The sequence below is a fragment of the Luteimonas huabeiensis HB2 genome, from assembly GCF_000559025.1.
GTDB lineage: Bacteria > Pseudomonadota > Gammaproteobacteria > Xanthomonadales > Xanthomonadaceae > Luteimonas > Luteimonas huabeiensis.
The window spans coordinates 87913-113768 of the sequence record NZ_JAAN01000020.1 but is presented as its reverse complement, the minus strand read 5'-3'; the positions used below and the strand labels follow the sequence as shown (position 1 = coordinate 113768).

Annotated in this window: 25 protein-coding genes and 2 pseudogenes; 10 read left to right on the top strand and 17 right to left on the bottom strand. The window is 65.1% G+C overall.

Annotated features, from left to right (window positions below):
* The 3 genes and pseudogenes from Z164_RS23700 to Z164_RS0108350 all read right to left on the bottom strand — a co-directional run.
* Positions 1-627, bottom strand: a pseudogene (locus Z164_RS23700) (multicopper oxidase domain-containing protein); the annotation flags it as partial.
* A gap of 2 nt (positions 628-629) precedes the next feature.
* Positions 630-1076: pseudogene (locus Z164_RS23695) on the bottom strand (multicopper oxidase domain-containing protein); the annotation flags it as partial.
* Between the two features lie 104 nt (positions 1077-1180).
* A complete protein-coding gene (locus Z164_RS0108350) occupies positions 1181-1597 on the bottom strand; it encodes a CopL family metal-binding regulatory protein (protein ID WP_024890252.1) in 417 nt (138 codons plus the stop codon).
* A gap of 267 nt (positions 1598-1864) precedes the next feature.
* Between Z164_RS0108350 and Z164_RS22400 the strand changes: the two genes are divergently transcribed.
* Positions 1865-2437 (top strand): DUF6988 family protein, encoded by a 573-nt coding sequence (locus tag Z164_RS22400; RefSeq protein WP_152540893.1) that lies wholly within the window; start codon positions 1865-1867, stop codon positions 2435-2437.
* Between the two features lie 148 nt (positions 2438-2585).
* On the opposite strand, the gene Z164_RS23105 is transcribed toward Z164_RS22400, so the two are convergent.
* From Z164_RS23105 to Z164_RS0108320, 6 genes are read right to left on the bottom strand one after another with little or no spacing between them, the layout of a single operon-like run.
* Positions 2586-2798 carry a hypothetical protein gene (locus Z164_RS23105; protein ID WP_201769582.1) on the bottom strand — a complete coding sequence of 71 codons (213 nt, stop codon included), beginning with the start codon at positions 2796-2798 and terminating at the stop codon, positions 2586-2588.
* Between the two features lie 10 nt (positions 2799-2808).
* Positions 2809-3003, bottom strand: a complete 195-nt coding sequence (locus tag Z164_RS23100; RefSeq protein ID WP_052338391.1) for an isochorismatase family protein — start codon at positions 3001-3003, stop codon at positions 2809-2811.
* A gap of 26 nt (positions 3004-3029) precedes the next feature.
* Positions 3030-3569, bottom strand: coding sequence for a protein tyrosine phosphatase family protein (locus tag Z164_RS0108335; protein ID WP_024890250.1), 540 nt, complete (start codon positions 3567-3569; stop codon positions 3030-3032).
* A 9-nt stretch (positions 3570-3578) separates the two neighbouring features.
* A complete protein-coding gene (locus Z164_RS0108330; protein WP_024890249.1) occupies positions 3579-3995 on the bottom strand; it encodes a DUF6691 family protein in 417 nt (138 codons plus the stop codon).
* On the bottom strand, positions 3995-4411 hold the full coding sequence (locus Z164_RS0108325; protein ID WP_024890248.1) for a YeeE/YedE family protein: 417 nt from the start codon (positions 4409-4411) through the stop codon (positions 3995-3997). The genes Z164_RS0108330 and Z164_RS0108325 overlap by 1 nt, the downstream gene beginning before the upstream one ends.
* On the bottom strand, positions 4408-5280 hold the full coding sequence (locus Z164_RS0108320) for an MBL fold metallo-hydrolase (RefSeq protein WP_024890247.1): 873 nt from the start codon (positions 5278-5280) through the stop codon (positions 4408-4410). Before Z164_RS0108320 ends, Z164_RS0108325 begins: the two co-directional genes overlap by 4 nt.
* A 117-nt stretch (positions 5281-5397) precedes the next feature.
* Here Z164_RS0108320 and Z164_RS0108315 point away from each other — a divergent pair, with 117 nt between their 5' ends.
* The 4 genes from Z164_RS0108315 to Z164_RS0108300 are packed head-to-tail and all read left to right on the top strand — an operon-like array spanning position 5398 to position 7732.
* Positions 5398-5712, top strand: coding sequence for an ArsR/SmtB family transcription factor (locus Z164_RS0108315; RefSeq protein ID WP_043689608.1), 315 nt, complete (start codon positions 5398-5400; stop codon positions 5710-5712).
* Complete coding sequence (locus Z164_RS0108310) at positions 5709-6494, top strand: sulfite exporter TauE/SafE family protein (protein WP_024890245.1); 786 nt, start codon at positions 5709-5711, stop codon at positions 6492-6494. The genes Z164_RS0108315 and Z164_RS0108310 overlap by 4 nt, the downstream gene beginning before the upstream one ends.
* A gap of 36 nt (positions 6495-6530) precedes the next feature.
* Positions 6531-6971: a protein tyrosine phosphatase family protein gene (locus Z164_RS20225; RefSeq protein ID WP_024890244.1), complete on the top strand. Its 441-nt coding sequence runs from the start codon at positions 6531-6533 to the stop codon at positions 6969-6971.
* Positions 6968-7732, top strand: coding sequence for an MBL fold metallo-hydrolase (locus Z164_RS0108300; RefSeq protein ID WP_043689606.1), 765 nt, complete (start codon positions 6968-6970; stop codon positions 7730-7732). Before Z164_RS20225 ends, Z164_RS0108300 begins: the two co-directional genes overlap by 4 nt.
* A gap of 39 nt (positions 7733-7771) precedes the next feature.
* On the opposite strand, the gene Z164_RS0108295 is transcribed toward Z164_RS0108300, so the two are convergent.
* Positions 7772-9100, bottom strand: coding sequence for an ATP-binding protein (locus Z164_RS0108295; RefSeq protein WP_024890242.1), 1329 nt, complete (start codon positions 9098-9100; stop codon positions 7772-7774).
* Complete coding sequence (locus Z164_RS0108290) at positions 9097-9762, bottom strand: response regulator (protein ID WP_024890241.1); 666 nt, start codon at positions 9760-9762, stop codon at positions 9097-9099. The genes Z164_RS0108295 and Z164_RS0108290 overlap by 4 nt, the downstream gene beginning before the upstream one ends.
* Before the next feature lie 155 nt (positions 9763-9917).
* On the opposite strand from Z164_RS0108290, the gene dsbD reads away from it, so the two are divergent.
* The 5 genes from dsbD (at position 9918) to Z164_RS0108265 (ending at position 15656) form a co-directional block, all read left to right on the top strand.
* A complete protein-coding gene (dsbD, locus tag Z164_RS0108285) occupies positions 9918-11873 on the top strand; it encodes a protein-disulfide reductase DsbD (RefSeq protein WP_236621778.1) in 1956 nt (651 codons plus the stop codon).
* The gene (locus tag Z164_RS0108280; RefSeq protein WP_236621777.1) at positions 11870-12724 is read left to right on the top strand and encodes a TlpA disulfide reductase family protein; all 855 of its coding nucleotides are present in this window, start codon (positions 11870-11872) and stop codon (positions 12722-12724) included. The genes dsbD and Z164_RS0108280 overlap by 4 nt, the downstream gene beginning before the upstream one ends.
* Positions 12724-13554 (top strand): thiol:disulfide interchange protein DsbG, encoded by an 831-nt coding sequence (gene dsbG / locus Z164_RS0108275; RefSeq protein WP_043689604.1) that lies wholly within the window; start codon positions 12724-12726, stop codon positions 13552-13554. The genes Z164_RS0108280 and dsbG overlap by 1 nt, the downstream gene beginning before the upstream one ends.
* The gene (locus tag Z164_RS0108270) at positions 13554-14102 is read left to right on the top strand and encodes a DsrE family protein (RefSeq protein ID WP_024890237.1); all 549 of its coding nucleotides are present in this window, start codon (positions 13554-13556) and stop codon (positions 14100-14102) included. The genes dsbG and Z164_RS0108270 overlap by 1 nt, the downstream gene beginning before the upstream one ends.
* A gap of 465 nt (positions 14103-14567) precedes the next feature.
* Entirely contained in the window at positions 14568-15656 is a 1089-nt protein-coding gene (locus Z164_RS0108265) for an IS5 family transposase (RefSeq protein WP_024890236.1), read from the top strand.
* A gap of 398 nt (positions 15657-16054) precedes the next feature.
* Here the strand turns inward: Z164_RS0108265 and Z164_RS0108255 are convergent, their stop codons facing one another.
* The 6 genes from Z164_RS0108255 to clpK all read right to left on the bottom strand — a co-directional run bounded on the left by Z164_RS0108255 (position 16055) and on the right by clpK (position 25837).
* Positions 16055-17176 (bottom strand): Fic family protein, encoded by a 1122-nt coding sequence (locus Z164_RS0108255; RefSeq protein WP_024890234.1) that lies wholly within the window; start codon positions 17174-17176, stop codon positions 16055-16057.
* Positions 17177-17979: 803 nt separating this feature from the next.
* Positions 17980-19056 carry an IS5 family transposase gene (locus Z164_RS0108250; protein WP_024890233.1) on the bottom strand — a complete coding sequence of 359 codons (1077 nt, stop codon included), beginning with the start codon at positions 19054-19056 and terminating at the stop codon, positions 17980-17982.
* Between the two features lie 135 nt (positions 19057-19191).
* A complete protein-coding gene (gene trxC, locus Z164_RS0108245) occupies positions 19192-19632 on the bottom strand; it encodes a thioredoxin TrxC (protein WP_009238721.1) in 441 nt (146 codons plus the stop codon).
* Positions 19629-21512, bottom strand: a complete 1884-nt coding sequence (gene ftsH, locus Z164_RS0108240) for an ATP-dependent zinc metalloprotease FtsH (RefSeq protein WP_024890232.1) — start codon at positions 21510-21512, stop codon at positions 19629-19631. Before ftsH ends, trxC begins: the two co-directional genes overlap by 4 nt.
* 27 nt (positions 21513-21539) lie before the next feature.
* Complete coding sequence (gene cls / locus Z164_RS0108235; RefSeq protein ID WP_024890231.1) at positions 21540-22970, bottom strand: cardiolipin synthase; 1431 nt, start codon at positions 22968-22970, stop codon at positions 21540-21542.
* Between the two features lie 17 nt (positions 22971-22987).
* Complete coding sequence (gene clpK, locus Z164_RS0108230) at positions 22988-25837, bottom strand: heat shock survival AAA family ATPase ClpK (protein ID WP_024890230.1); 2850 nt, start codon at positions 25835-25837, stop codon at positions 22988-22990.
* Between the last annotated feature and the right edge of the window lie 19 nt (positions 25838-25856).

Here is a 25856-nt window from a genome sequence, read left to right as displayed (position 1 = left end):
GCCGTGGAGGTGGATCGGGTGCGACATCATCGTGTCGTTGACCAGCACGATCCGCATGCGCTCGCCGTAGTTCAGGCGCAGCGGTTCGGCATCAGCGAACTTCACTCCGTTGAACGACCAGGCGAAACGCTCCATGTGCCCGGTCAGGTGCAGCTCGACCGTGCGACCGGGCTCACGCCCGTCCGGGTCGCTGAACGTGCTGCGCAGGTCGGAGTAGGTCAGCACGCGGCGGCCGTTGTCGCGTAAGCCGATGCCCGGGTCATCCAGCCTGGGCGCGGGCGCCATCGTCTGCATGTCGACCAGGGGGTTGCCGGTTTCGGTGGCAGGGTGTTCCTGCATGCCGCCGGCACCGTGGTCCATCCCGGCCATGCTCCCGCCGGTGCCATGATCCATGCCGGCCATGCTTCCGCCGGCCATTGCGCCTCCAGCCATCGCCGACATGTCGTGACCACTGTGATCCATGCCGCCGGTTGCACCACCGGCCATTGCGCTGTGAGACATCGAAGACATGTCATGGCCGCCGCCACCCATTCCGCCGTGGCCCATGTCGTCCATGGTGAGAATCGGCTTGGGATCGACGTTGGGCACGGGAGCCCGCAGCCCTTGCCTGACGGCGAGCGTGCCGCTGAGACGTTGAAGCGGTACTGGTAGGTCTCGCCGCGGTTGATGCCGTTGAAGCTCAGCCCGGGCACCCCGTCCATGTCGGCCGGCAGCAGGATGCCGTGCCAGTGGATCGACGCCTGGTCGCCATGGATCGAGCCGGGGGGCAGGGCATTGCGGACCCGCAGGTTGACCGTGGTGCCCTCGCGCCAGCGCAGTAGGGGCGCTGGGATCGATCCGTTGACCGTGATCGCAGGGCGCGTGGCACCGGTGAAGTTCATCGGCGTCTCGCCGATGGTCAGGTCGAAGTCGGTGCCCGAGAGCACATTGGGGACGCCTTCGGCCTTGACGGCCCAGCTGGAGCGGGGCCACAGGCCGAGGGCTGCAACGGCGCCTCCGGCGGCAAGGCCTTGGACAAAGCGGCGGCGCGACGGGGCGGACAGCCCCTCGGCGCGGTCGAAAAGATCGGATGACATGGGAACTCCGGGAGAGTGACGAGGGCTCGCGAGGCGAGCGTTTCCCTGTCGGTGCGGAGCAGCGGACAGGATCCATCAGCGCCTCGGAAGGCGCGCAGGGACACTTAGCCGATCGGAGGTCGGAAGAGATTGGTCAGGGCCGCGGACGCGTGCACTGACAGGAACGGTTCGGCGGTGTGCCGGTACCGGGTGGTGAAATCGGCGAGTGCCGACCCGGCGATTGCCGCTGAACAGTGGTGCATGCAGGCACCACAATTGCCCGTCTCACAACAGTCGCCCAACGGTGGTGCTGTCCCGGTGTGATCAGCGGCCTGCGGATGATGGTGGTCGTCGGTCACCGGAGCGATCACTCCGGCCCCGTGGCAGTCGGCCGCTGTCTGCGTCGCTGTCACGTGGGCGGCGTCACCCGGGGAGTTGCTCAGGTGCTCCGTCATGTGCATGGACGCACCAGCGATGCCCGGACCGTTAGCCAGCAAGGCTACGATCAGGAACAACCGCATCAGGAGTGCGCGCAGAGGCATGCGCCCGATTATACGGACCCATGTAAACGGCAGATGAATACACCGGCAACGCGCCGGTGCAGACTCAATGGTTCCGGAGGGAAAGTGCCGCTGCGAGTATGGGCCGCTTGTGTGTTCCGCCTTCCATGCATCCAACACCTGGTCACCGCAGTCCCAGCGGCTACCAGCTTAACGATGCCGCGATGACCGAGGCGGTCACGCACCACACGATGGATAGAGCACCGGCGCCCGTGTGGCCACCAGCAAGCCAAACCCAATGGACGCGCGATGGCGGCGTCCATCGGTCCTCGGATGCCTTCCGTACACACCGGCTACTGTTCCATCGTACGTGAGCATGTACTGAGCCAGCAGCAGTTGCTGGCGCATGGCTTCGATGTCACTGCCATGACGTTGGTGCGCCCTTCGTTCGAATCGCTTGTGCGGGCAATCTGGTGTCTGCAGGGGGCAAGTGAGGACTGGATCCGGCAATTTTTCACGCCACCAACTCCTGACGCAGATGTTAGAGATGAGACCATTAAGGGGCCTCCGGTAGATTCCATGCTGGTGACGATCGAGAAGCACCATCCCCTATGGGTACATCAGTCGTTAGCTGCACTCAAGGACGCCACGTGGAAGCCAATGCACTCCTACGTACACGGCGGAATTCGTCCTGTGCTTCAAGCGCTACTGGGCTGCCCAGAACACCAGAAGGTTGCCATTGTCCTCAATGGAAATGGCTTCTTAATGTTTGCCACCAACGTTCTGCAAATGACCTGCAGTGGCCCTGCAGGAAAGATCGCGGAACTACAGCGTCGTTTTAGGCAGTGCCTTCCGCCCGCCCCAGCCGTTGACTTCGCGTAGCAACTGGCACCGATCGCGGTGGGGGATGCGCCAACCATTGCCAACGACCGCTCTCGGACAAGAGCGGACATCACGTAGCAACGCCCGGGATGAGAGAGCGGCCGATGACTTACCGCCAAGCAAATCGCGCTGCACGCCCCTACAGATGTCATTTGGCCAGATAGGTGTCGGCTGACATGACTTCCGCATACCCGAATGCGAGCGTTGACATCAGGGCCGTATGCACTTGCTCGGCGGGCACGCTCTTCCCATCGAACTCGAGCTCGCGGGTTGCGCAGGCGTCGTGCACGACCGTTGTCTTGTAACCAAAATAGCCGCGGCGCAAGTTGTCGCGGCGATGCACATGTGGCTCATCGGCCAATAACCGTGACTTATTCGATGCCGTCGGAATCGAGTGTCTCCTTGAGGTCCGTCTTGTGGAACGAGTTCGGATAGTTCTTTGTGATGACGTGCTCGTCGTCTTGGGGGGCTACCTTCGGATGTATCAGCACGCCCTCGGTGCCGGGTACGAAGAACGGCAGGTCGCCGGCGCGAACGCTTACCGGATCATGGACGCAGTCCGGCACTGACCGGATCCGGCACGCAGCGGTCGTTAGCCCGGGACCTTGCTCCTGGCCTGGGAAGCGTCGGCCTCGATCCTGCGGCGCACCTCTTCCTCAAGACCCTTGAGCCCCCAGGTTCTTCCGATCGCGATCGCTTCATCGGCCTCCTTTCCGTCCACCCATGCGGCCCGGAGCGCTGCCATCGCACCGACACGGTTGCCGCTGGCACAGTGCGCGAGCACCGGACGTTTCGCGTCTCGAACAATGGCATCAAACGCCATCACGTTCTCACGGGTGAGATCCACTGCACCGCGTAATGGCAGGTTGGAGTACAGAAGGCCGGCCGCGCGGACGGCTGCCGCCTCGTCGAAATCTGGCGTCTCCGCATCCAAGGTGAGGTCGATGACGTGGCGGATGCCAGCATCACGCACGCGTGAGATGTCGTCGGCATCCAGCCGCCCCGCCGACACGATGCCCGGCGCAGGTGACACCGCATCCGCAACGGTCGGCAGTGCAGTCGGGTACGTGGCGGAGGCGCAGCCGGGGCCTGCGAGCGCAACGACAAGGAAGAGCAATGGAATAGGCTTCATGGCATAACCTCAGGCGCGGTTGACGACACGGTGCAACAGGATGCCAGCCAGCATGGCCGGGATGAACCACAGCGCTTCGACCGAGCCGATCCCCAGGCCCGCGAGTGCAGGACCTGGACAGTAGCCGGCGATACCCCAGCCGATTCCGAACAGTGCCGCACCGCCGAGCAGCTTGCGGTCGACCTGCTTCAGGTTCGACAGCTGGAACGTATCGGCGAGCACCGGGCTGCCACGGCGCAGCACCAAGCGGAACAGCAGCCCGGTGGTGGTGACGGCGCCGCCGAGGACGAACGCCAGCGTCGGATCGAAATCTCCGAACACGTCGAGGAAGCCGAGCACGATGCGGGGGTCGGTCATGCCCGACATTGCCAGCCCCAGACCAAACAGCGCACCCGACAGCAGCGCGGCAATCGAGAACTTCATCATCAACTCCAGACGTGGCGCACAAGGAAGGTGGTTGCAATGGCCGTGGCCATGAAGGTCAGGACGGCCGCCAGCGAGCGCATGGACAGTCGGCCGAGCCCACACACGCCGTGGCCGCTCGTGCAGCCGTTGCCCATGCGCGTGCCGAAGCCCACCAGCAGCCCGGCGACCACCAGCCCGACTCGCGAATAGTCCGTCCGCGGCAGTGGTGCACCGGGCACCAGTGCCATGTATAGGCCCGCGGCGACGATCAAGCCCAGCAAAAACATGGCGCGCCACGACACATCACCTGCCTTCGGGAACAGAACGCCGTTGAGGATGCCGCTGACGCCCGCGACCCGTCCGTTGAGCCACAGCAACAACGTCGCGGACAGTCCAATCAGCACCCCGCCTGCCAGGGCGATCATCCACGTGGTCATGCCTCACCTCCCAATTGGTTCAGGGGCAGCCGCAGGTAGCGGATGCCGTTCGCGTCCGTCGGCGGCAGCTCGCCAGCGCGAATGTTCACCTGCAACGCCGGCAGAATCAGCTTGGGCGCCGCCAGTCTTGCATCCCGTTCGGTCCTCAACTTCACGAACGTCTCCTCATCTGCCTCGCCGCCCACATGCACATTGCGCTGCTTCTGCTCGTCGAGCGAGCTCTGCGGATGCGCCTCGCGCTCGGCCGGCGGGTAGTCGTGGCACAGGAACAGGCGGGTGTCGGCGGGCAGATCGAACAAGGTGCGGATCGATCGGTAGAGCTTGCGCGCGTCGCCCCCTGGGAAGTCCACTCTCGCGGTGCCCGTTTCAGGGGCAAACACCGTATCGCCCACGAACGCGGCGTCACCAACGAGATAGGTCAGACTATCGTCGGTGTGACCGGGCGTCGCGATCGCACGCGCTTCGAGCTCGCCGATGGCGAACGTGTCTCCATCGGCGAACAGCCGATCGAACTGGCGGCCGTCGGTGGCGAACTCCGGCTCCATCCCGAACAGCGCCTTGAAGCGCTCCTGCACCTGGGTGATACCGCGACCGATCGCGACCTTCGCGCCGGTTTCGCGTTTGAGGTATGCCGCCGACGTCAGGTGGTCGGCATGCGCATGGGTTTCAAGGATCCAGTCCACGATCAGCGAATGATCGCGCACGAACGCGAGCACGCGGTCGGCCGAGGCGGTCGAGGTTCGGGCACAGGCGGGATCGTAGTCGAGCACCGGGTCGACGATGGCGGCATGGCCACCGTCACGATCGTAGACCACGTGGGTGAAGGTGAACGTGGCCGGGTCGTAAAAGCTCTGCACCTGCGGATTCATTTGACAGCTTCTTGCTCTGTACTTTAGGTACTGCTACATTACATTCGTCACCTGTCCTTGTCAAGAGCTTACTAAACTACATCCGCCATGGCCCGTTCATCAAAGAAGATACGTCCGATGCCCTCGACCGAGCAGATGGCGCAGCATGCCAATGAAGCGGCCGCACTGTTGAAGGCACTGGCCCATCCGGCACGCCTGCTCGTGCTGTGCCAGCTGGTCGAGGGCGAGGCTTCGGTAGGAGAGTTGCAGCCGATTACCGGGCTCAGCATGTCCGCCCTGTCGCAGCACCTGGCCGTACTGCGCGAGATGCAGCTCGTCACGACGCGTCGCGAGGCGCAGACCATCTACTACGCGCTAGCCGAGGGCCCTGCTGCAAGCGTGCTCGATACGCTATACGCCGCCTACTGTGGCAGCCAGGAGGCTGTCCAATGACCACGTTCCAGTTAGTGATGGGGGTCATTTCCGGCGGCGTCGTCGGCTTCACGCTCGGGCTGGTCGGTGGCGGCGGCTCCATTCTCGCGGTCCCGCTCATGGTCTACCTCGTCGGGGTGCGCGACCCGCATGTGGCGATCGGCACCAGCGCGCTTGCGGTTGCGGCCAACGCACTTATCGGCCTGACCAACCATGCCCGCAAGCGCAACGTGAAGTGGCGTTGCGCCGCGGCGTTCGCTATCGCCGGCGTGCTGGGCGCGTGGTTCGGGGCGATGCTCGGCAAGGCCATGGACGGGCAGCAGCTGCTTGCATTGTTCGCGCTCCTGATGCTCGTGGTCGCCGGCATGATGTTCCGCTCGCGCGGAAGTGAAGGGGATCCGGCGGTGGTGCTCAATCGGGGCAACGCGCCGAAGCTGCTGGGTTCGGGCGCGGTCACCGGGCTCCTGTCGGGTTTCTTCGGTATTGGAGGGGGCTTTCTGGTAGTTCCGGGCCTGATCGCCTCGACCGGCATGCCGATCCTGTTCGCGGTCGGTTCATCGCTGCTCGCCGTTACCGCCTTCGGACTGACCACCGCATTGAGCTACGCGAGCTCCGGACTGGTCGCCTGGTCGCTTGCGGTGGCGTTCATCGGCGGCGGCGCGGTCGGCAGTCTGTTTGGCGCCCGCCTCGCCACACGCCTGGGCGACCGCAAGGGCGTGCTCAACACGGTGCTTGCCGGCCTGATCGTCGTCGTCGCGGTGTACATGCTGTACCGCACCGCGAGTGAGCTCGGCTGGATCTGAATTTCGTTCTTCCCCGCAAACGTTCCGGAGGCTCCCATGAACACACCCTGGCGCTTCGCTGAAGATCACTACGCCGGTGGGCAGCCCACGCCTGCGCATCTGGCCGAACTCGTGCGCGAGGGCGTGCGTACGGTTATCAATCTGCGTGCCCCAGAAGAGCCGGCGGAGTACGACGAAGCCGCCGAGGCCGCCCGGCTCGGCGTGCACTACGTATCGCTGCCGATCGCCGGCGCCGCCGATCTCGACCGAGCCCGGGTGCGCGAGTTCGGCCAGACGCTGGACGATGCGCGCCGCGAAGGCGGGGTCCTGATCCATTGCGCGAGTTCCAACCGCGTGGGCGCAATGATCGCGCTTGACGCGATACTCAACCGCGGCTGCTCGCTGGAAGCGGCGCTCAAGCGCGGCCGTGAGGCCGGTCTGACGACGCTGGAGCCGGCGGTGGTCGCGCTCGCGGAAAACGAAGGAGCCCGGTCATGATCGGTCCCGCCGCCATCTTCCGCCAGCTCTTCGAGCCGGTGTCTTCGACCTACACCTATCTGATCGCCTGCCCCGAAACGCGCGAAGCCGCCCTCGTGGATCCGGTGATGCCCGCCTGGCAGCGCGACCTGCAGGTAGTCAACGAGCTCGGTCTGAATCTCGTTATGACGATCGACACGCACATTCATGCGGACCACATCACGTCGGCGTCGATGCTCCGGCGGGAGGTAGGCAGCCGCATCGCTACCCCCGCGCTCGATGCATTGTCCTGTACCGACGTGCCGATGGAAGACGGCGTCCCCCTGCAGGTCGGCGGCGTGCGCATAGACCCGATGCATACGCCCGGCCACACCGACAACCACTTCGCGTTGGTGATGAATGACCGCGTGTTCACCGGCGACGCGCTGCTGATCGACGGCTGCGGCCGTACGGACTTCCAGAACGGCGACGCGCGTAAACTGTACGAGAGCGTACGCGGTCGGCTGTTCGGCCTCCCGGGCGAGACGCTCGTGTACCCGGCGCATGACTACCAGGGGCGGTGCGTATCGAGCATCGCGCAGGAGAAGCAGCGCAACCCGCGGCTCGGCGCCGAACGCACGCTCGAGGATTTCATCGAGCTGATGGAAAACCTGAACCTGCCATACCCGAAGTTCATCGACTATGCCGTGCCGGGTAACAAGGCGTGCGGGCAGTGTCCTCCGGACCTGCCGGAGCACCTTCGCCAGTACTGTCAGGAAATGGCGGAAAGCCCCCAAGGTTAGCGAGGGTCGGGGGTTGGAGGCATTCCACGGCCGCCGAATCTAACCGTCCTGCCTCGGCAGGACGAGCTCCGCGACCGTCCCACCTCCCTCCCTGGGACGCAAGACCACGTACCCGCCATGACGCTCGGCGATTGCCTCGACGATCGTCAACCCCAACCCGCTGCCTCCTGCGCTGCCGGTCGCGCGTCCTCGCCAGAACCGTTGCGTCGCCTGCCGGTACTCGTCAGGTTCGAGACCAGCGCCACGATCGGACAGACGGAACCGTACCGTGGTGGCATCGGCATCAGCAACAAGGTCTACGGCACTTCCCGGAGGCGAATAGCGCAACGCGTTGTCGACGAGGTTGCGCAACGCCGCCACGGACAGCGCGGGAGGCACCGCCGGCACCGCCTGACTACCGCTTCCAGCCACGACAACGACCCGGCCATTGGCCGCCGGACTGCTGGCCGCCACCGCCTGCTCCACCACCTGCGCGGCGGTGATCCACTGTCCGTCGTCGAACGGCAGCCGTCCTTCGACCCGCGCCAGCATCAGCAACTGGTCCAGCGTCGCACGCATACGCTGCACGCCTTCACCGGCATCGGCCAGCGCACGTCGTGAGTCCTCGCCACCAGTCAGCCGCGCAACCTGCAGGTGAGTGTCGATCGCAGTCAAGGGTGTGCGCAGTTCGTGCGCAGCATGGTTGGTGAAGCTGCGCTCGCGTGACACCGCGTCGGAAACGCGCTGCAGCAGGTGGTTGAGGGATTCGACCAACGGCCGGAGTTCGCCCGGCATTGGTTGCGCGTCGAGGGGCTCGTCGGCATCGGGTTGGCGCTGCGCTAGCGTGCGACGCAGCCGATCGAGCGGCGCGAGCGCACGGCCCGCGCCCAGCCACAACGCAAGCAAGCCACCCACCGCGGCAATCAGGAACGGCAGCCCGGCCGCCAGCGCGATCTGGCGGCTCAGTTCGGCACGCTCACCGAGACTGTCGGCAGTGGTAATGCTGTAACCATTCGCCTCCAGCGTGTAGGTACGCCACGCCGTACCCTCGATCTCACGCGTGCGATAGCCCGGCGCGTCGGTCGCCATCAGTGCGCTGGATGCGCCCTGGGTGGTGGCGATCACCTCCCCACGCAGCGAGCGTATCTGGCACGCCATCCCGCGACTGCCGGCAACGGTCACCGCATCAGCCGCCGCTACCGGCGAGGCGCCCACCAACGCGCCCTGCGCCAGCAGTCCGGACACCATGCGTGCCGACATCGCCAGCCGGTCGTCGAGGGTATGCTGCAGGTTGCGATCGAGGTCACGCAGCATCCACGCCGCCGCCACGCTCCACAGCACCGCCAAGGCGATGCCGATTGTCAGCACCAGGCGGAATCGCAGGCTCATGGCTCGGCCCTGCCGAACCGATATCCGAGTCCGCGCACGGTTTGAATGACATCGGCACCGAGTTTCCGGCGCAGGTGATGGATGTGCACGTTGATTGCGTTGCTGTCGACCTCCTGTTCGAAACCGTACAGGCTGTCCTTGAGCTGTTCGCCGGACAGGCAGCGCCCGCCTGCCTGCATCAGGCTGGCGAGCAGTGCGGTCTCGCGACGCGACAGGTCGACGGGTATGCCGTCGAGCCAAGCCTGCCCACTGGCGGGATCCAGCGCCAGTGAACCGGCTTCGATCAGGTTCACGCTGCGGCCAGCGGCACGCCTCAACAAGGCGTGCAGGCGTGCCACGAGCTCGCCGAGATCGAACGGTTTGACCAGATAGTCGTCGGCGCCGCCTTGCAGGCCGGCGATGCGATCTTCCACCGCATCGCGCGCGGTCAGCAGCAGTACCGGCAAATCATCACCGCTCTGGCGCATGCGCACCAGCAGCTGCATGCCGTCTTCGTCGGGCAGCCCAAGGTCCAGCACCATCGCGTCGCAATGGGTCGTCTGTCGCGCGAGTTCGGCGTGCGCGACGCTCTCCACGCGATCGGCTGTCATTCCAAAAGCCCGAAGACCCGAGACTATGCCCCGGGCGATCAATTCGTCGTCCTCAACGACCAGGATCCTCATTGATGCCAACTCCGGAAACCAGATGCGCGCTGCACCCTAGCGCATGGTACCCGGCGTCGCCACCGCCCGGTCATGGCTCCAGCCTGAGGCGGGCCTTTAATCGTGACTTAATCGCGCGCCCTCATCGTGGCCGGCCTAGGTCTCCGGAGTACTGAATGATGCTGTTGCTGCGCCGGTTGTTGCTAAGCCTGTTGATGTTGCCGATGTTGGCGGTTCCCGTGGCCGCGATGGCGCAAGGCTGGCTCGCGCCACCGAGCGGGCAGCAGCAGCCCGAGTTCCTCGAGGCCAGCGAGGTGTTCAGGGTCGAGGCAACGGCCGTGGAGGATGGCGCGACCCGGCTGAGCGGCACGATCGCGCCGGGCTACTACCTCTATCGACACCGCCTGAGCGTTGTTGTCGACGGCGGCAAGGCGTTGCCGCTGCAGTTGTCGAACGGCAAGGCGAAAACCGACGAGTTCTTCGGCCGCACCGAGGTCTATTACGACACTGTCGAAATCATAGTCAATGGTGGCGACGCGCGCTCGGCGACGCTGCATTGGCAGGGCTGCGCAGATGCCGGCATCTGCTATCCGCCGCAGACCATGCGGGTCGATCTGCCATCGGTCGAGACGCCACCGGCAACCAAGGCCGCTGTGGACACCGCAGCGACGACGCCGCCCTCGGAAAAGGCGACAAGCGACAGCGCCCCGCAGCCGCCCACCGCCCCCTCTGCGGCCTCCGTCTCACAAAACTCGGCAGGCGTAGGCGCATCATCCGTCACGGGCTCGATCAGGGAGGCCGCCCCCGCGCCTTCCGTTGCCGGCGAGGACCAGCGCTTCGCCAGCCGCCTCGCCGATGCCAGCCTGTTCGCTTCGGTCGCGGTGTTCTTCGGCATGGGGCTGCTGCTCGCGTTCACGCCGTGCACGCTGCCGATGATCCCGATCGTTTCCAGCCTGATCGTTGGCGGACAGCCGACCACGCGGCGTGCGCTCGCCTTGTCGGTGGCCTACGTTCTGCCGATGGCGTTGACCTACGCCGCGCTCGGCGTGGCCGCCGGGATCGCCGGTGCCAACCTGCAGGCGGCCTTGCAGAACCCGTGGCTGTTGGGCGCCTTCGCGGCGGTGTTCGTGGTGCTTGCGCTGTCAATGTTCGGTGCGTTCGAGCTGCAGTTGCCGGCGTGGCTCGGCAACCGCCTGGATCGCGCCGGTCGCCAGCAGCGCGGCGGCACGCTCGCTGGCGCAGCCGCGCTCGGGTTCCTGTCCGCGCTGCTGGTGGGACCGTGCATGACTGCGCCACTTGCCGGCGCGCTGCTCTACATCAGCCAGTCCGGCAGCGCGCTGACCGGCGGCCTGGCGCTGTTCGCGCTTGGGCTGGGCATGGGATTGCCCCTGCTCGCGATTGCGGTGTTCGGCGCACGCATCCTGCCGCGCCCCGGCGCGTGGATGGATCGCGTCAAGGCGGTCTTCGGCTACGTCCTGCTGGCGTTGGCGATATCGATGCTGGCGCGGGTGCTGGCACCGGCGACGGCGCTGGTGCTTTGGGGCGCCTGGCTGCTCGGCATGGCGGCGGGTTTCCTGGCCCTGGTCGCACCGCCCGGCAGCGGCCCGCTGCGCCTGTGGCTGCCGCGCTATTTTGCAGCCGCGTCGGCGGTCTGGGCACTCGCACTCATTATTGGCGGTGCCAGCGGCTCCGGCGACCCGTGGCGCCCCCTGGAACGACTCGGTGCCGGCGATGCGAGTGCGCAGACAGCCGCGCCGACGGTCGCCTTCGTCGAAGCCAAGACGGCCGACGACCTGTCGCGTCGCATCGCCGAAGCCGGTGCGCGAGGCCAATGGACGCTGGTCGATTTCTACGCCGACTGGTGCGTTTCCTGCCATGTCATCGAACGGGAAGTGTTCGGTGATCCGCAGGTGGCATCGATGCTCGCCGGCATGCAGGTCGTGAGGCCCGACGTCACCGCCAACGATGCGGCCGACCGGGCATTGATGAAGGCGTGGCAGGTGGCCGGTCCGCCGACGTTGCTGCTCATCGGACCCGACGGTCAAGAACACCGCGCCGAGCGCACGGTGGGCGAGATCACCCCCGAAGCATTCCTGGCCCGCCTGCAGCGCGTCCAGAAAGGAGCGCAATGATGGTCAGTCTTGGCCCGTTTCCCATGTCCCTGGTGGTGCTGCTGGTCGCGCTCGCGATTGCCGCACTGGTCGCCCGGCAGTTCGTTGTGCCCTTGCCCGGGCAACCCGCGATCAAGCCGCTTTCGACGTTCCTCGACATGCTGATGGTCGGCGTGCTCGCGGCGCGGCTAGCCTTCGTGCTCGCATGGTGGCCGCAGTACCTCGCGGATCCGTGGTCAATTGTCCGCATCGGCGACGGCGGCTTCTCGATCTGGGCGGGCGTGCTCGCGGGCCTCGCATTCGGCGCATGGCGGGCGCGAAACGCTCCCGCGCTGCGACTTCCGCTGCTGTTCGGTGCGATCGCAGGGCTGGCTTCCTGGGCCGTTCTCGGTGGCGCGCTGCTGTTGATGCAGCAGTCGGTGGTGAAACTGCCGGCGACCGAACTGAGCACGCTCGACGGCGGCAGCACGAAGCTTTCGGCGATGACCGGCGAGCCGATGGTCGTGAACCTGTGGGCGACGTGGTGCCCGCCGTGTCGCCGCGAAATGCCGGTCCTGGCCAAGGCGCAGGAAGAACGCGGCGACGTGACTTTCGTCTTCGTCAATCAGGGGGAATCCGAATCGGAGATCCGTGACTACCTGCGCGAGAGTCACCTGCAACTGAGCAATGTGCTGCTCGATCCATTCTCGTCCGTAATGCAGGAGTCCGGCTCGCGCGGCCTGCCAACGACGCTGTTCTTCGATGCCGACGGCCGGCTTGTGGACACCCACATGGGCGAACTCTCGAATGCGAGCCTTGCCGTAAAGCTGCGGCGCTTCGGTGCTGCGCCCTCATCGAGTCTCCCAACCCTTCCAACCAAGGAGGTGCCGTGATGGCACGAGTGAACCCCACTGCAATACTGCTTTCGTCCGCCCTGTTGCTCGCCACCGGTTGCAGTCAGGCCGACGAGGAAAAGTCGGTTTCGACCGCACCGGCTGTCCCAACGAACGCCACCAGCAACCCGGAGACTGAAAGGCCCGCCGTGATCGAAGCCATTGAAGCCCAGGGTTTCGAAGTGCTCGGCGAGTTCGACGCCCCATCGGGTCTTCGCGGCTTTGCAGGCGTCGCAGGCCAGCAGCCCGTGGCGGTATACGCGACCAACGACGGCGAACATGCCGTCGTTGGGACGCTGATCAATGCAAAAGGCGAGGACATCGGCGCCGAGGCGCTGCAGCGACTTGTCGCCGGTCCGATGTCGGCCCGCACCTGGGCACTGCTGGAGGCGAGCGAATGGATCGCCGACGGAAAGGCCGATGCGCCCCGCGTGATCTACACGTTCAGCGACCCGAACTGCCCGTTCTGCAACAAGTTCTGGAGTGCAGCACGGCCGTGGGTGGATTCGGGCAAGGTGCAACTGCGGCACATCATGGTCGGTGTGATCCGTCCGGACAGCGCCAACAAGGTTGCCACGATCATGACCGCCAGCTCGCCGTCGGAGGCGCTCCGTCGCAATGAAACCAGCTTTAGCTCAGGCGGCATCAAGCCGGCGGCCTCCGTGCCCGCCAATGTGCGCGCCACCCTCGATGCGAACCAAAGACTGATGGTCCAACTAGGGTTCCAAGGCACGCCGGGCATCCTGTTCCGCGACGACAACGGCACGGTCCAGCGCCGAGCCGGCATGCCGGCACCAGATGACCTGGCCACCGTGCTCGGACCGCGCTGATGCGGGGCACATCCTTGCTATTGGGCCTGGTGCTGGCGGGCATGACCTACTTCGCGCAGGCGACGACGCCGGCGACGTCTCCCGCCCACACTATCGCCATGCATGGCAAAGCGATCGTCCTGTCGGACGCCGCCCACCAACCCGACCCGAAAATGCGCCGGCGGGCGGTATTCAGCCTGACCGTGGCGCCGGCTTCACCCGCTGCGACGGATCCGGGCTTGGAGCGGGTCGCGCGCGCCGTCAACCTCCTCAAGGCAAGCGGAGTGACGAAGAAGCAGTTGGACTTCGTCGTGCTGCTCAGCGAAGGAGCAACGGATTCAGCGCTGGCTGATCCCGCGTACCGCGTCCGCCATGGGGTCGCTAACCCGAACCTCGGGCTGATCGCGCAACTGTCGGCGGCGGGAGTGCAAATGTTCGTGTGCGGCCAGGCCTTGCACTCCCGGCAGCTGGACAGCAACTCGCTGGCACCCAGCATCGCAATATCGCTTTCGGCGTTGACCAGCATCATCACGCTGCAGCAGCAAGGCTATGCGCTGGTTCCGCTGTGAACCAGCAGCAGACGCCGCTGGCTGAATCGACTGTGCCCAGCGATGGTCTCCGGACACCGATCTCGGTGCCGTCCGCAATAGGAGTTCGTCGGCAGTCACTGAGGGGGGGCTCGCCGGCCAGCTGCTCCAGGGTCGGCTCCTGTACCGCTTCTAGGTATGCGGTCGAAGCGTTGATCACGAGAATCAGTCGACCGCGACGGAGACTTGGAGCCAGCGATGTCCGCTTTGGGTCGGAAGCAGCCGCTCAACTGCTGGTTAAGCCTAATCGATCCATTAACCGATTGGCCCACATCTTTGCGCTGTGTCGAAATTTCTCCCTTGGGATCAGCACCCTGGGAACGCGCTCACAGGCACAGCTATCTTCAAGCGTCTTCTCTAACAGCTTGTTGAAATTCTCCCGCGCCAGAGCTTGCTTTCAAGCCATCTGTTTGCGATATCGACCTCAGCCATAGTGGAGGGCGTGGGATGCGCGGTGCAGACGTCACTCAGGAATCGTTGTTCACGGTCGCCAAGCTCGCCGACTTCGTTCCGGCGAACCATCCGCTCCGATCCATTCGGGAGCTGGCCGATGAGGCGCTCAGGCGCATGAGCGGCCTGTTTTCGGCGCTGTACGCCGATACCGGCCGCGCCTCCATCGCGCCGGAGAAACTGATGCGGGCGCAGCTGCTGCAGCTGTTCTACTCGATCCGGAGCGAGCGGATGCTGATGGAGCAGCTCCACTACAACCTGCTGTTCCGCTGGTTCGTCGGTATCGCGATCGACGAGCCGGTCTGGGATCACTCCGTGTTCTCGAAGAACCGGGATCGTTTGAACGGAAACGAGGTGGCGAGCGAGTTTCTGGCCGAGGTGGTGCGGTTGGCGGAAAAGCGGGGCCTGATGTCGGACGAGCATTTCTCGGTCGACGGCACGCTGCTGCAGGCGTGGGCCTCGCACAAGAGCTTCCGTCCCAAGGATGGGACGCCGAAGGACCCACCGGGTGGTGGGCATCGCAACGCCCAGCCTGATTTCAAGGGTCAGAAGCGTCGCAACGAAACGCACGAATCGGCCAGCGATCCGGACGCCAGGCTTTACCGCAAGGGCAATACCGGGGCGCAGCTGAGCTACCAGGCCCATGTGCTCATGGAGCATCGCAGCGGCCTGGTGCGTGCAGCGTGTGTCACGCAGGCCAGCGGCCATGGTGAGCGTGACGCGGCGTTGGCGATGCTTGGTTCGCTGCGCGGCCGACGACGGCGCACGCTGGCCGCGGACAAGGGGTACGACACGGCGGACTTCGTCGCGGGCTGTCGGGCCATGGGTATCACCCCGCACGTTGCGCAGAACACCTCGCACCGCCGCAGTGCCATCGATGGCCGCACTACCCGACACGCCGGGTATGCGATCAGCCTGCGGACGCGCGCCTGGATCGAAACGCACTTCGGATGGCTCAAGGCGGCTGCCGGAATGCGTCAGGTCAAGCAGCGCGGCCTTACGAAGGTCGAGGCGCTGTTTCAGCTGGCGATGGCGGCGAGCAACCTCGTCCGCCTGCCGAAGCTGATCGCCGCGGGGGCCGCGTGATGGCGGCCCCGGCGGGGAAGGTGCGCCTGGAAGTCCGAAAGCGGGCTTGTTTCAGAGCGCGGGACGCGCTTGCGGAGCGCTTGAGCAGCGAGAAATCCGCGCTGCCGACCGAGTCGGGGGCTTCGCCGGGTCGAATTTCAACAGGCTGCTAGCTCCGTAGACCAGTGACCGCCGAGCTCGACCCAACCGTCGAGCATCTTGCCAACTGCATCCTCGATCACGTGGGGTGACGACCCACGCGGGAATCTCATGGACATCAACGACAGGGCTATAACACCGGTGCGCTCGATGTCGATGAGAACAATGATCTCTTGGTTGTGTGGGTCTATCGTCACCACCATGGCAGGACGGGGCCTGTTCGGTCCGCCAGCCAAGTCAATTCAGAAGACGCGCGGTTACTACGGGAGATCGTTCAGCTCGTAGCTGGTACTGCGCCCGCCCGCATTCGATTTCCGCAGCACGCCGCGCGCGAGCAGGTCGTTGATGTCGCGCAGCGCCGTGTCTGGCGAGCACTTGGCGATCGCCGCCCACTTGCTGCTGGTGAGCTTACCTTCAAAGCCATCGAGTAGCCGGTTGAGCAATTTCACCTGTCGCTCGTTCAAAGGTGTGGCTGCCCAGTGCTGCCAGAAGCGTGCCTTGGTCAGCACGGCATCGAGGGTGTGCTGCGCCTGATCGACGGCGCGATGCAGGGTGTCGAGGAACCAGGCCAGCCACTCGGTGACGTCCATGGACCGCTTCTGGGTGCGCTCCAGAATATCGTAGTAGGCCTTGCGCTCCCGCTGGATCTGCGCCGACAGGCTGTAGAAGCGCTGCGGGCTGCCGTCGGCGCGCGCCAACAGCAGGTCGCCGATGGCCCGGGCGATACGGCCGTTGCCGTCGCCGAACGGGTGCAAGGTCACGAACCACAGATGGGCAAGCCCCGCCTTGACGAGCGGTGGCTCACCCGAGTCCGCATTGACCCATTCGAGGAAACGACCTGTCTCGGTCTCCAGTCGATCGGCGGGCGGCGCCTCGAAATGTACGCGCTGGCGGCCGATGGGGCCGGAGACCACCTGCATGGGGCCACTGGCGTCGTCGCGCCAACTGCCGACCTTGATCCTGGAGAGGCCGGAGTAACCAGTGGGAAAGAGCGCCGCGTGCCAGCCGAACAACCGCTCGCGGGTCACCGGCGCCGCGCAGTTGACCGTGGCGTCGAGCACCATCTCCACCACGCCTTCGACATGACGATCGACTGGAGCCAACGCCCCGATGTCGACGCCCAGCCGGCGAGCGATGCTTGAGCGCACGGACTCGACGTTGAGCTGCTCGCCCTCGATTTCGCTGGTCTTGACCACGTCTTCGGTGAGCGCCGCCAGGCTGGCCTGATCGCGCAGCGCCATGCCCACGTCGGCCAGACGCCCCAGCAAGAGCCCTTGAGCACGACTCACATCCGCCATAGGGCCAGCGAGCGCCGCCAGGTCGAAGCGCCAGTCCGGCCAGTCACTGGCCTGCCAGATGTACTTGTAATCGCCGCTGTTCATGCGGAGATTATGGGCTCCATTCTCCGCATGCGCAAGTTTTCACCGCACGTCGTGCGGAGATAAAGTGCGCCATTCGCCGCATGGCGGGCTGCCTTACCCCGAAATGGGTGCGCTTGGGTGCGCTTTTAGTCGGGGCGACGGACGCGGGTTCGATTCCGCATTCCGGAATTGAACTGGCCCCGAAAAGCAGACGAGGTTGAACAGCTTTTCCGGTGACCGATCCACGGGAAAAACCGCTTGATCGTCCGCTGATTTTGACCTGTCAAGCCCCTCTTTTTGCTGTAACCATCAACAGTTGGCGACTTGCCACAACGCCGGTTTCGCGTACTTTCAACGGTCGTTTGGCGCGGGCTGCCGCCCTACCACCAATATCAAAACCCCAACCGTTCTCGGTTGGGGTTTTTTCTTGCCCGATCGCGCCGGTTCCCGCGTGTTGTTGGGGGTTCCTGCGGAAGCCTGCGGACTTCGCCAGCCACCCGAATTGGCCGTTCCGGGCCACATTCCACTCTCTCCTGGCCATTCCTCGCTCCGACCTCGCTCCCTGGAACTGGCCCGAAGTCCGCAAAGGCCGCAACGCAGGCCCATACAGATCAAAGGGTTACGCGCGGACGAATCAAGCGGTTGGATTGCAGCATTGAGGCACTTCGCATAACCCCATTTCCGAAGGCTGAACCGGCATGAGGGCGCTCGCGTCGTTCAGTTCGGGGTTCTCGGTGCCGCTCAGGCCCCGTCATCGCAGCCTTGGCGGGCACCCGAGGCCCTGCAAAACTGCGTTTGCAGGCTCTGCGGGCGCACCTCTCCCTTCATCGCGCACACCCGCACGGGTCATGGCGCACCAGCCAGACCAGCCGCTTGGCGTTGTACGCCGCGCACTTCAGCAGGATCGCCAGTTCGTTTCTCGCCAGCGTCATCGCCCGCACGCACTTGCCGCCCAACTGCTCGAGGCCGGCGAACACATGTTCGCCTCTGGCGCGGACGCGGTTGATCGCCTTGTTGCGCGCGTCCAGTCGCACGCGCCGCTCCTGCCCGGGCTTCGCACGCCGCGCGATGCCGTCCCGCAGCCCGTGGGCCTGCAGCAACTCCCGGTTGGTCTGCGCGTCGTAGCCTCGGTCGGCCAGCAGCCGCGCGCCGGTGTTGGCGCGGTCCAGCACCTCCTTGAGCGTCTGGCCGTCGTCGGCGTTGGCCGGCGTGACCTTCGCCTGGCGGATCAGCTTGTAGCGCGCGTCCGCGTTGGCGTGCACCTTGTAGCCGTAGAAGCTCTTGCCGTGCTTCTTGGTCCAGCGCGCGTCGCGGTCGGTGTGCTGCAGCCGCTTGGCATTCCAGCCCTCGGGCCTGCGGCCTTCGTTGAGCGCTTCGCGCTCGTCCTTGTTCGCCTGGGTGAGCGGTGCCTGCACGATGCTGGCATCCACGATCTGCCCGCCGCGCGGGATGTAGCCGTGCTGCTGCAACTGCAGGCTCACCGCCTCGAAGATGGCGCGGCCGCCCAGACCGCCTTGGGCCAAGCGCTGCTTGAAACTCCACAGCGTGCGCGCATCGGGGATGTGCAGTGCTCCGTCCAGGCGGCAGAAGTGCTGGAAGCTCATGCGGTCCAGCACCTGGTACTCGCAGTCCTCGTCGCTGAGGTTGTACAGCGACTGGATGAACAGCAGCCGCACCATCACCTCGGTGGGGTACGGCGGGCGCCCGCCTTTGCTACGGTCAGCGCGAGGGCAGGCGGTGTCGACCCGGGCGGCAATGGCCGCGAAGTCGATCAGTTCGTCCATTGCTGCCAGGTTGGCGATGAAGCCGCCGAGCTTGGCTTGGCGTTGGTCTTGCACGAACAGGTCAGCGCCAGGCTGGTGACGCCAGAAAGACGAGGGCTTGATGCGCGGGGTGATCATGGGCGACATCATGCCGGCTCACTGGCGACAACGGTTAGGGAGGTTTCGAGAAGTGCCCATAAGCGTTGCGCTCTCTCTTTCAATGAAACGTTAATGGAACGGGGAGTCCGAGAAGACGACTCGATTGCACCTGAATCATCGGGGCAATTGCGAAGCCACCCAGCGCATAATGTCCTGCGCGCCCATGGCGCCCGCCTGACGTGCAACCTCATGTCCCCCTCGGAACAAAATCAGGGTTGGAATGCTGCGAATACCGAACTGGGCGGCCAGGTGAGGCTCGGCCTCGGTATTTACCTTGGCCAACCTCACCTTGGGTTCAAGCAGGGAGGCTGCCTGCTCGAACTGCGGCGCCATCATCTTGCACGGTCCGCACCACGGCGCCCAAAAGTCAACCAGCAGCGGCAGGTCACTGCGCTCCAGATGACGGGCGAAGGTCGCTGTGGTCAGATCAATGGGTTCTCCGGTGAACAGCGGGTGCTGGCACCGCCCGCAATTGGGCTTCTCTGCCAACTTGTTGGCTGGCACGCGATTGATGGATTGGCAGTGTGGGCAGACGATATGAATGCTGTCACTCATGAGGTGACTCCTTGAGACACAGAGGAAGTAATGGCTCCGGCAGTTGGGCCGCTGTGACATGGGGATTCGAGCTGTAGCCCTTGCGTCAGTTGCCGGATGCTGTATTCATCCAGCGTTTCCCGTGCGAGCAGTTCGCGCGCGCAGCGCTCCAGCACTTCTCGGTTGATTTCGAGAATTCGGTATGCACGATCAAACACACCCATCACGATGTCACGGATGGCTTGGTCGATGCGTGTCTGAGTCGATTCGGCTACCCGGCAGCCACCCTGTACCAGTTCAGGCGCATCAAGAAAACGCGGCCTCTGTGCCTCAAAAGCAACGTACCCCAAGCCCTCATCCATGCCGAAGCGTGTAATCATGTCGCGGGCGATGTCGGTGGCCCGCGCGAGATCGTCTGAAGCCCCTGTGGACAGCTCGCCAAACACGAGCTTCTCAGCCGCGCGCCCTCCCAGGAGCACGGCGATCTTGTGCTCCAGGTCGGCACGTGTCATCAGAAATCGGTCTTCGGTGGGCCGCTGCAGGGTGTAGCCGAGTGCACCGATGCCACGCGGCACGATTGAAATCTTGTGTACCGGATCGGTGCCGGGGAGCGCCAGCGCCACCAGCGCATGCCCCATCTCGTGATAGGCCACGGTTTCCCGCTCCTTCGGATTGAGCACACGGTTCTTCCTTTCCAGGCCGGCCACGATGCGCTCAATGGCGGCGGTGAAGTCTTGCAGCTCCACAGCCTGCGCCTTGCGCCGCGTCGCGTTCAGCGCTGCTTCGTTCACGAGATTGGCCAGATCAGCGCCGGAAAAGCCGGTGGTCAACGCCGCCACCTGTTCCAGATCTACACCGTGGGCCAGGGTGATCTTCTTGACATGGACCTTCAGGATATCCAGGCGACCTTTCTTGTCGGGGCGGTCCACCAGCACCTGACGGTCGAAGCGACCGGCGCGAAGCAAGGCCTGATCGAGGATCTCCGGCCGGTTGGTGGCTGCAAGGATGATCAGCCCGACCGAGCTGTCGAAGCCATCCATTTCGGTGAGCAACTGGTTCAGCGTCTGCTCACGCTCGTCGTGTCCACCGATCGGTCCTCCGACACCGCGTGCGCGGCCCAAAGCATCCAGCTCATCAATGAAGATGATCGCCGGCGCCTGCCCGCGCGCCTGCTCGAACAGGTCGCGCACGCGCGCCGCCCCCACGCCGACGAACATCTCGACGAACTCCGAGCCGGAGATGGAAAAGAATGGCACCCCGGCTTCGCCCGCGACGGCTTTGGCGAGCAAGGTCTTGCCGGTGCCGGGCGGCCCTACCAGCAGCACACCTTTCGGGATGCGCGCCCCAAGACGACCGTAGTCCTGTGGGTTCTTCAGGAAGTCGACGATCTCGACCAGTTCGGCCTTGGCTTCGTCGACGCCCGCGACATCGGCGAAGGTGACGCCCGTGTTCTTCTCCATGAATACCTTGGCGCGACTCTTGCCGATGCTCAGGAAGCCACCCATGCCCTGCTTCTCGGCGAAGCGGCGGAACAGGAAGAACCAGACGCCGAAGAAGGCCACGGCCGGCAGAATCCAGGAGAGCACATCACGCAGCCAGGTGCTTTCCACCACCCGCGCGTAGGGCACATCGTATTTCGACAGCCGCTCGGCCAGGTCGGGTTCGACGCGAGTGGCCACGATGGTGGTCTTGCCCCGGCTGTCCGGCGATTTCAGGCGCCCGGTGACCGTGCGGTCCGACACCAATACTTCGGCGACGCGCCCCTCGGCCAGCGCTTTCTCGAACTCACTATAGGGAACGGGTTCAACCGTCTTCGCCGCCTGCCAGTAGTTCTGCAGCGTCAGCAGCAACAGACCGGCGACGATCCAGTAGCCGATGTTCCATTGATCTTTCTTTTCCATGGGCAATGTTCCTCGCAAGTCGTGCCGCTAGAGAATGGGGGTGAACAGACGGGCCACCCCGTCGCGCAAGCGGATGGCCAGCGGGCGGGCGCGCAACGCCATGGCCGATATCTCGTTCGATGCATCACGGGCGGCATCAAAAAGGGATTCCAGCCGCGTAGACAGCGCGGTGTCGTACACCTCCACATTGAACTCGAAGTTGAGGCGCAAACTGCGCGCATCCCAATTGGCCGAACCCAGGCAGCACCACTGGCCGTCTATCAGCATCAGCTTGCTGTGGTCGAACGGGCCAGGCCGTTCGAAGATGCGCACACCGTGCTCCAGCACCTGCCAGTAGTGGGCGCGCGCGGCCCATTGCACCGTGGGATGGTCACCGTTCGCAGGCGTCAGCACGTCGACACGCACGCCGCGCAACGCAGCCGTACTCAGCGCCGCGATCATGGGCTGATCGGGGACGAAATACGGTGTCCAGATGCGCACCGAATGCTTCGCGGCGCTCAAAGCGCCCATGAAGGTCCAGCGCATCCGGTCCAGGGCGTCATCGGGACCGGCCTCGATGCCGCGCGCCCAAGAGGTTCCCTGCTCATCAGCCGTTGCGGGCGGTTCGCCCCAGTAACCCTCGCTGAGCCGCTCGCTCGTGGTATCGCACCAATCATCGGTGAAGCACCGCATCAGATGCGCAACCACTGGCCCGCGCAGACGAAAGTGCAAATCGTGACAGGCCTGGCCCGGCGCATCGGGCCGCCAATACGGACCGAAGATGTTCATGCCGCCGGTGAAACCCGTCTCGCCATCGATCACCAGCAGCTTGCGGTGATTGCGCAGATGCGCGGCATGCAGGCGCGCGGGAATCAACGTCGGGTTGAACGTCGCCGCCGGAACGCCGGCGCGCTGCAAGGCGCGGTAGGCGCTGCGGGGCGTCCAGCGGGCATACACGTCGTCGATCAGCACCCGCACTTGCACGCCGCGCTCATGAGCCCGGCGCAGCGCATCGACGAACTGCGCCCCGATGCCTTGGCTATCGAAGATGTACGAGGCCAAGGCGACGCTGTACCGCGCCGATTCGATGGCGGCGAGCATGGCCGGGTAGGCCTGCTCGCCATCGACAAGCGGCTCGATGCGGTTGCCGCCGGTCAGCGACTGGCCGGTGGCGCGTCCCACCAGGTGGGCCAGACCGGCAAGTGGCGGCGATACAGCCTCGGGCATCGTGGGCGAGAGATCCTGCCGAACAGCAGGATCTGCCCCCGGGAAGAGCCGCTGCGCCCGCCGCTGGTAACGGTTGATGCCGAACAGCCCATACAGCAGCGAACCGCCCAGCGGCAACAAGGCGATCAGCAGTACCCACAGCGTGGCCGATCGCGGGTCACGCTTGTAGATGATCGCGTGCCCCGCTGTGGGGATAGCGACCGCCAGCGACACGAGGGTGGCTGCCCATGTCAGCCCGTTGGGGTCGGACACGACAGCCTCCTCATGACTCAAGATTCGCCGCCCGCCGGCTTCTTCTTGCGCTTAGGCTTGCTCTCGCCGTTCGGCGGTGCCTCGGCCACGTTCGCGGCATCGGGCTTATCAGGCTCGGCCGGCTGCGCGGGTGGCTCCTGGCGCTCGAAGACGACGCGTTCGGCCTTGTCGTCCCAGCGGGCGCTGGCGTGATCGCCCTTGCCGATACCGCCACCCAGCATCTCGCGCGCCAATGCGGTCTCCAGTTCGCTGCGGATCAGCCGCTTGAGCTCGCGCGCGCCGAACTCGGGTTTGTAGCCTTCCTCCGCGAAGTGGTCGATCAAGGTCTGATCGAAGCTGAGCGTCACGCCCTGGCTGGCGGCGTTGCGGGCCACGCGATCGAGCTGCAGGCCGACGATATGGCGGATCTCCTCCTTGCCCAGCGCATGGAAGACGATGATCTCGTCGATGCGGTTGAGGAACTCGGGGCGGAAGTGTGCGCGCAGCACGTCCATCACCTCGGACTTGGTCTTCTCGTATTCCTCGCCGGCGGCGCCACCGGCCTTCAGCCGACGCTGGATGATGTCCGAGCCCAGATTCGAGGTGGCGATGATGATGGTGTTGGTGAAATCCACCACCCGGCCCTTGCCGTCGGTGAGCCGCCCGTCGTCGAACACCTGCAGCAGGATGTTGTAGACGTCGGGGTGAGCCTTCTCGATCTCGTCCAGCAGCAACACGCTGTAGGGCTTGCGCCGCACCTTCTCGGTGAGCTGGCCGCCCTCGTCATAGCCCACATAACCCGGAGGCGCACCCACCAGGCGTGCCACGGAATGGCGCTCCCCGTACTCGGACATGTCGATGCGCAGCAGCGCACCTTCATCGCCATAGATGGACTCGGCCAGCGCCTTGGCGAGCTCGGTCTTGCCCACGCCGGTCGGCCCGAGGAACAGAAAAGTCGCCACCGGCTTGCTGCCTTCGCGCAGGCCCGCGCGCGACAACCGCACGGCATCGGCCACCGCGCGCACCGCTTCGTCCTGGCCCACCAGGCGCTCGTGCAGCCGCTGCTCCAGATGCAGCAGCTTCTCGCGTTCTTCCACCGTCAGCTCGTTGACCGGAATGCCGGTCAGGCGCGAGACGATCTGCGCGACATGCTCGGCCTTGACTTCGGCGCTGCCCGAGGCGCGCTCGCGTTCCCATTCCTCGACGAGCTTCTTGAGTTCAGTCTCCTTGGCCTCGATGCGCTTGCCCAGCTCGGCGGCCTTGTCGTACTGCTTGCGCGAGGCCACATAGTCCTGCTCACGCCGCAGCTGGTGCAGTTCGGACTCCAGCTCTTGCACCGCCACCGGGCGGGCCGTGGCCGACAGCTTCACGCGTGCGGCCGCCTGGTCGAGCAGGTCGATGGCCTTGTCAGGCAAAAAGCGCGCGGTGATGTAGCGGTCCGACAACTCGGCGGCGGCGATGATCGCATCCTCGGTGATGCTGACCTTGTGGTGCGCCTCGAAGGTGTCGCGCAGGCCGCGCAGGATCATCATGGTCTGCGCTACCGTCGGCTCGGGCACCATCACCGGCTGGAAGCGACGCTCCAGCGCGGCGTCCTTCTCGATGTACTTCTGATACTCGTTGAGCGTGGTGGCGCCGATCAGGTTCAGTTCGCCGCGCGCCATCATCGGCTTGAACACGTTGGCCACGTCCAGCCCGCCTTCGCCGCCACCCTGGCCTGCACCGACGATGGTGTGCACCTCGTCGATGAAGAGAATCAGCTCACCCTGGTGCTCGGTCACTTCCTTGAGCACCTTCTGCACGCGCTCCTCGAACTCGCCGCGGTACTTGGCGCCGGCCACCATGGCATTGATGTTGAGTTCCACCAGGCGCTTGTCGCGCAGCGTCTCGGGCACTTCGCCGGCGACCATGCGCTGCGCCAGCCCTTCGACGATGGCGGTCTTGCCGACGCCGGGCTCGCCGATCAGCACCGGGTTGTTCTTCTTGCGCCGGGCCAGCACTTCGATGGTCGTCTCGATCTCCTGCGCGCGGCCGATGACCGGATCGAGCTTGCCCTCGCGCGCCATCTTGGTGAGGTCGCGCGAATACTTGTCGAGTTCCGGCGTGTTGGTCGGCGTCTCGGCGCGGCCATCCTCGGCCCCTTTGCCGACCACCTTGCTTACCTGCTGGCGCAGCGCTTGCGGCGTGAGGCCGTAACGGCGCAGCAGGTTGGCCGCCAAACCTTCGCCTTCCTCGGCGAGCCCGATCAGGAAATGCTCCGGCCCGACATAAGAGTGGCCGAGTTCGTTGGAGGCCACGAAAGCACGGCTGAGCGCGTCCTTGACCCGGGGCGACACGCCGATCTCGCCCTCGAACGGCTTATCGCCGCGCTTGGCTTCGGATTCGATCTGGCGCTTGAGGTCATCGACCTTGATCTTGAACTGCCCCAGGATGGTCTTGACCACGTCGCTGTCGGATAGCGCCAGCAGCAGGTGTTCGGTATCGACTTCGGCGCGCCCGAACTCTGCAGCGTGTCGGGCGGCCTCCTGCAATAGGGCCTCGGACTGTTCGCTGATACGGCTGGCGAGCCCACTGCCGCGACGGCGCGCGGTGCCCGTACCGGCCGGGGCGGGTTCGCCGAACGAGGCATCGACGACCTCGTCGGTATCGGCCGCCATGGACGGTGCGTCGTCACCGATGCGGAAGAAGTCGCTGCCAAGGAAGTCTTCGAACAGCCCGCTGCGCGAGCCGAACAAGGCTTCCAGCGGTGAGACGGTGCGCTTTTGCTGGCGCACCAGTTGGCGATAGTGATCGTCACACAACAGCATGGTGCTGTGGCGACCATTGAGATTGGCTTCCACCCGCACCGTGGCGGGCTGGCCGCAGACTTGGCATTGTTTTCTGGCCATGCTGATGCTCCTGTAAAGA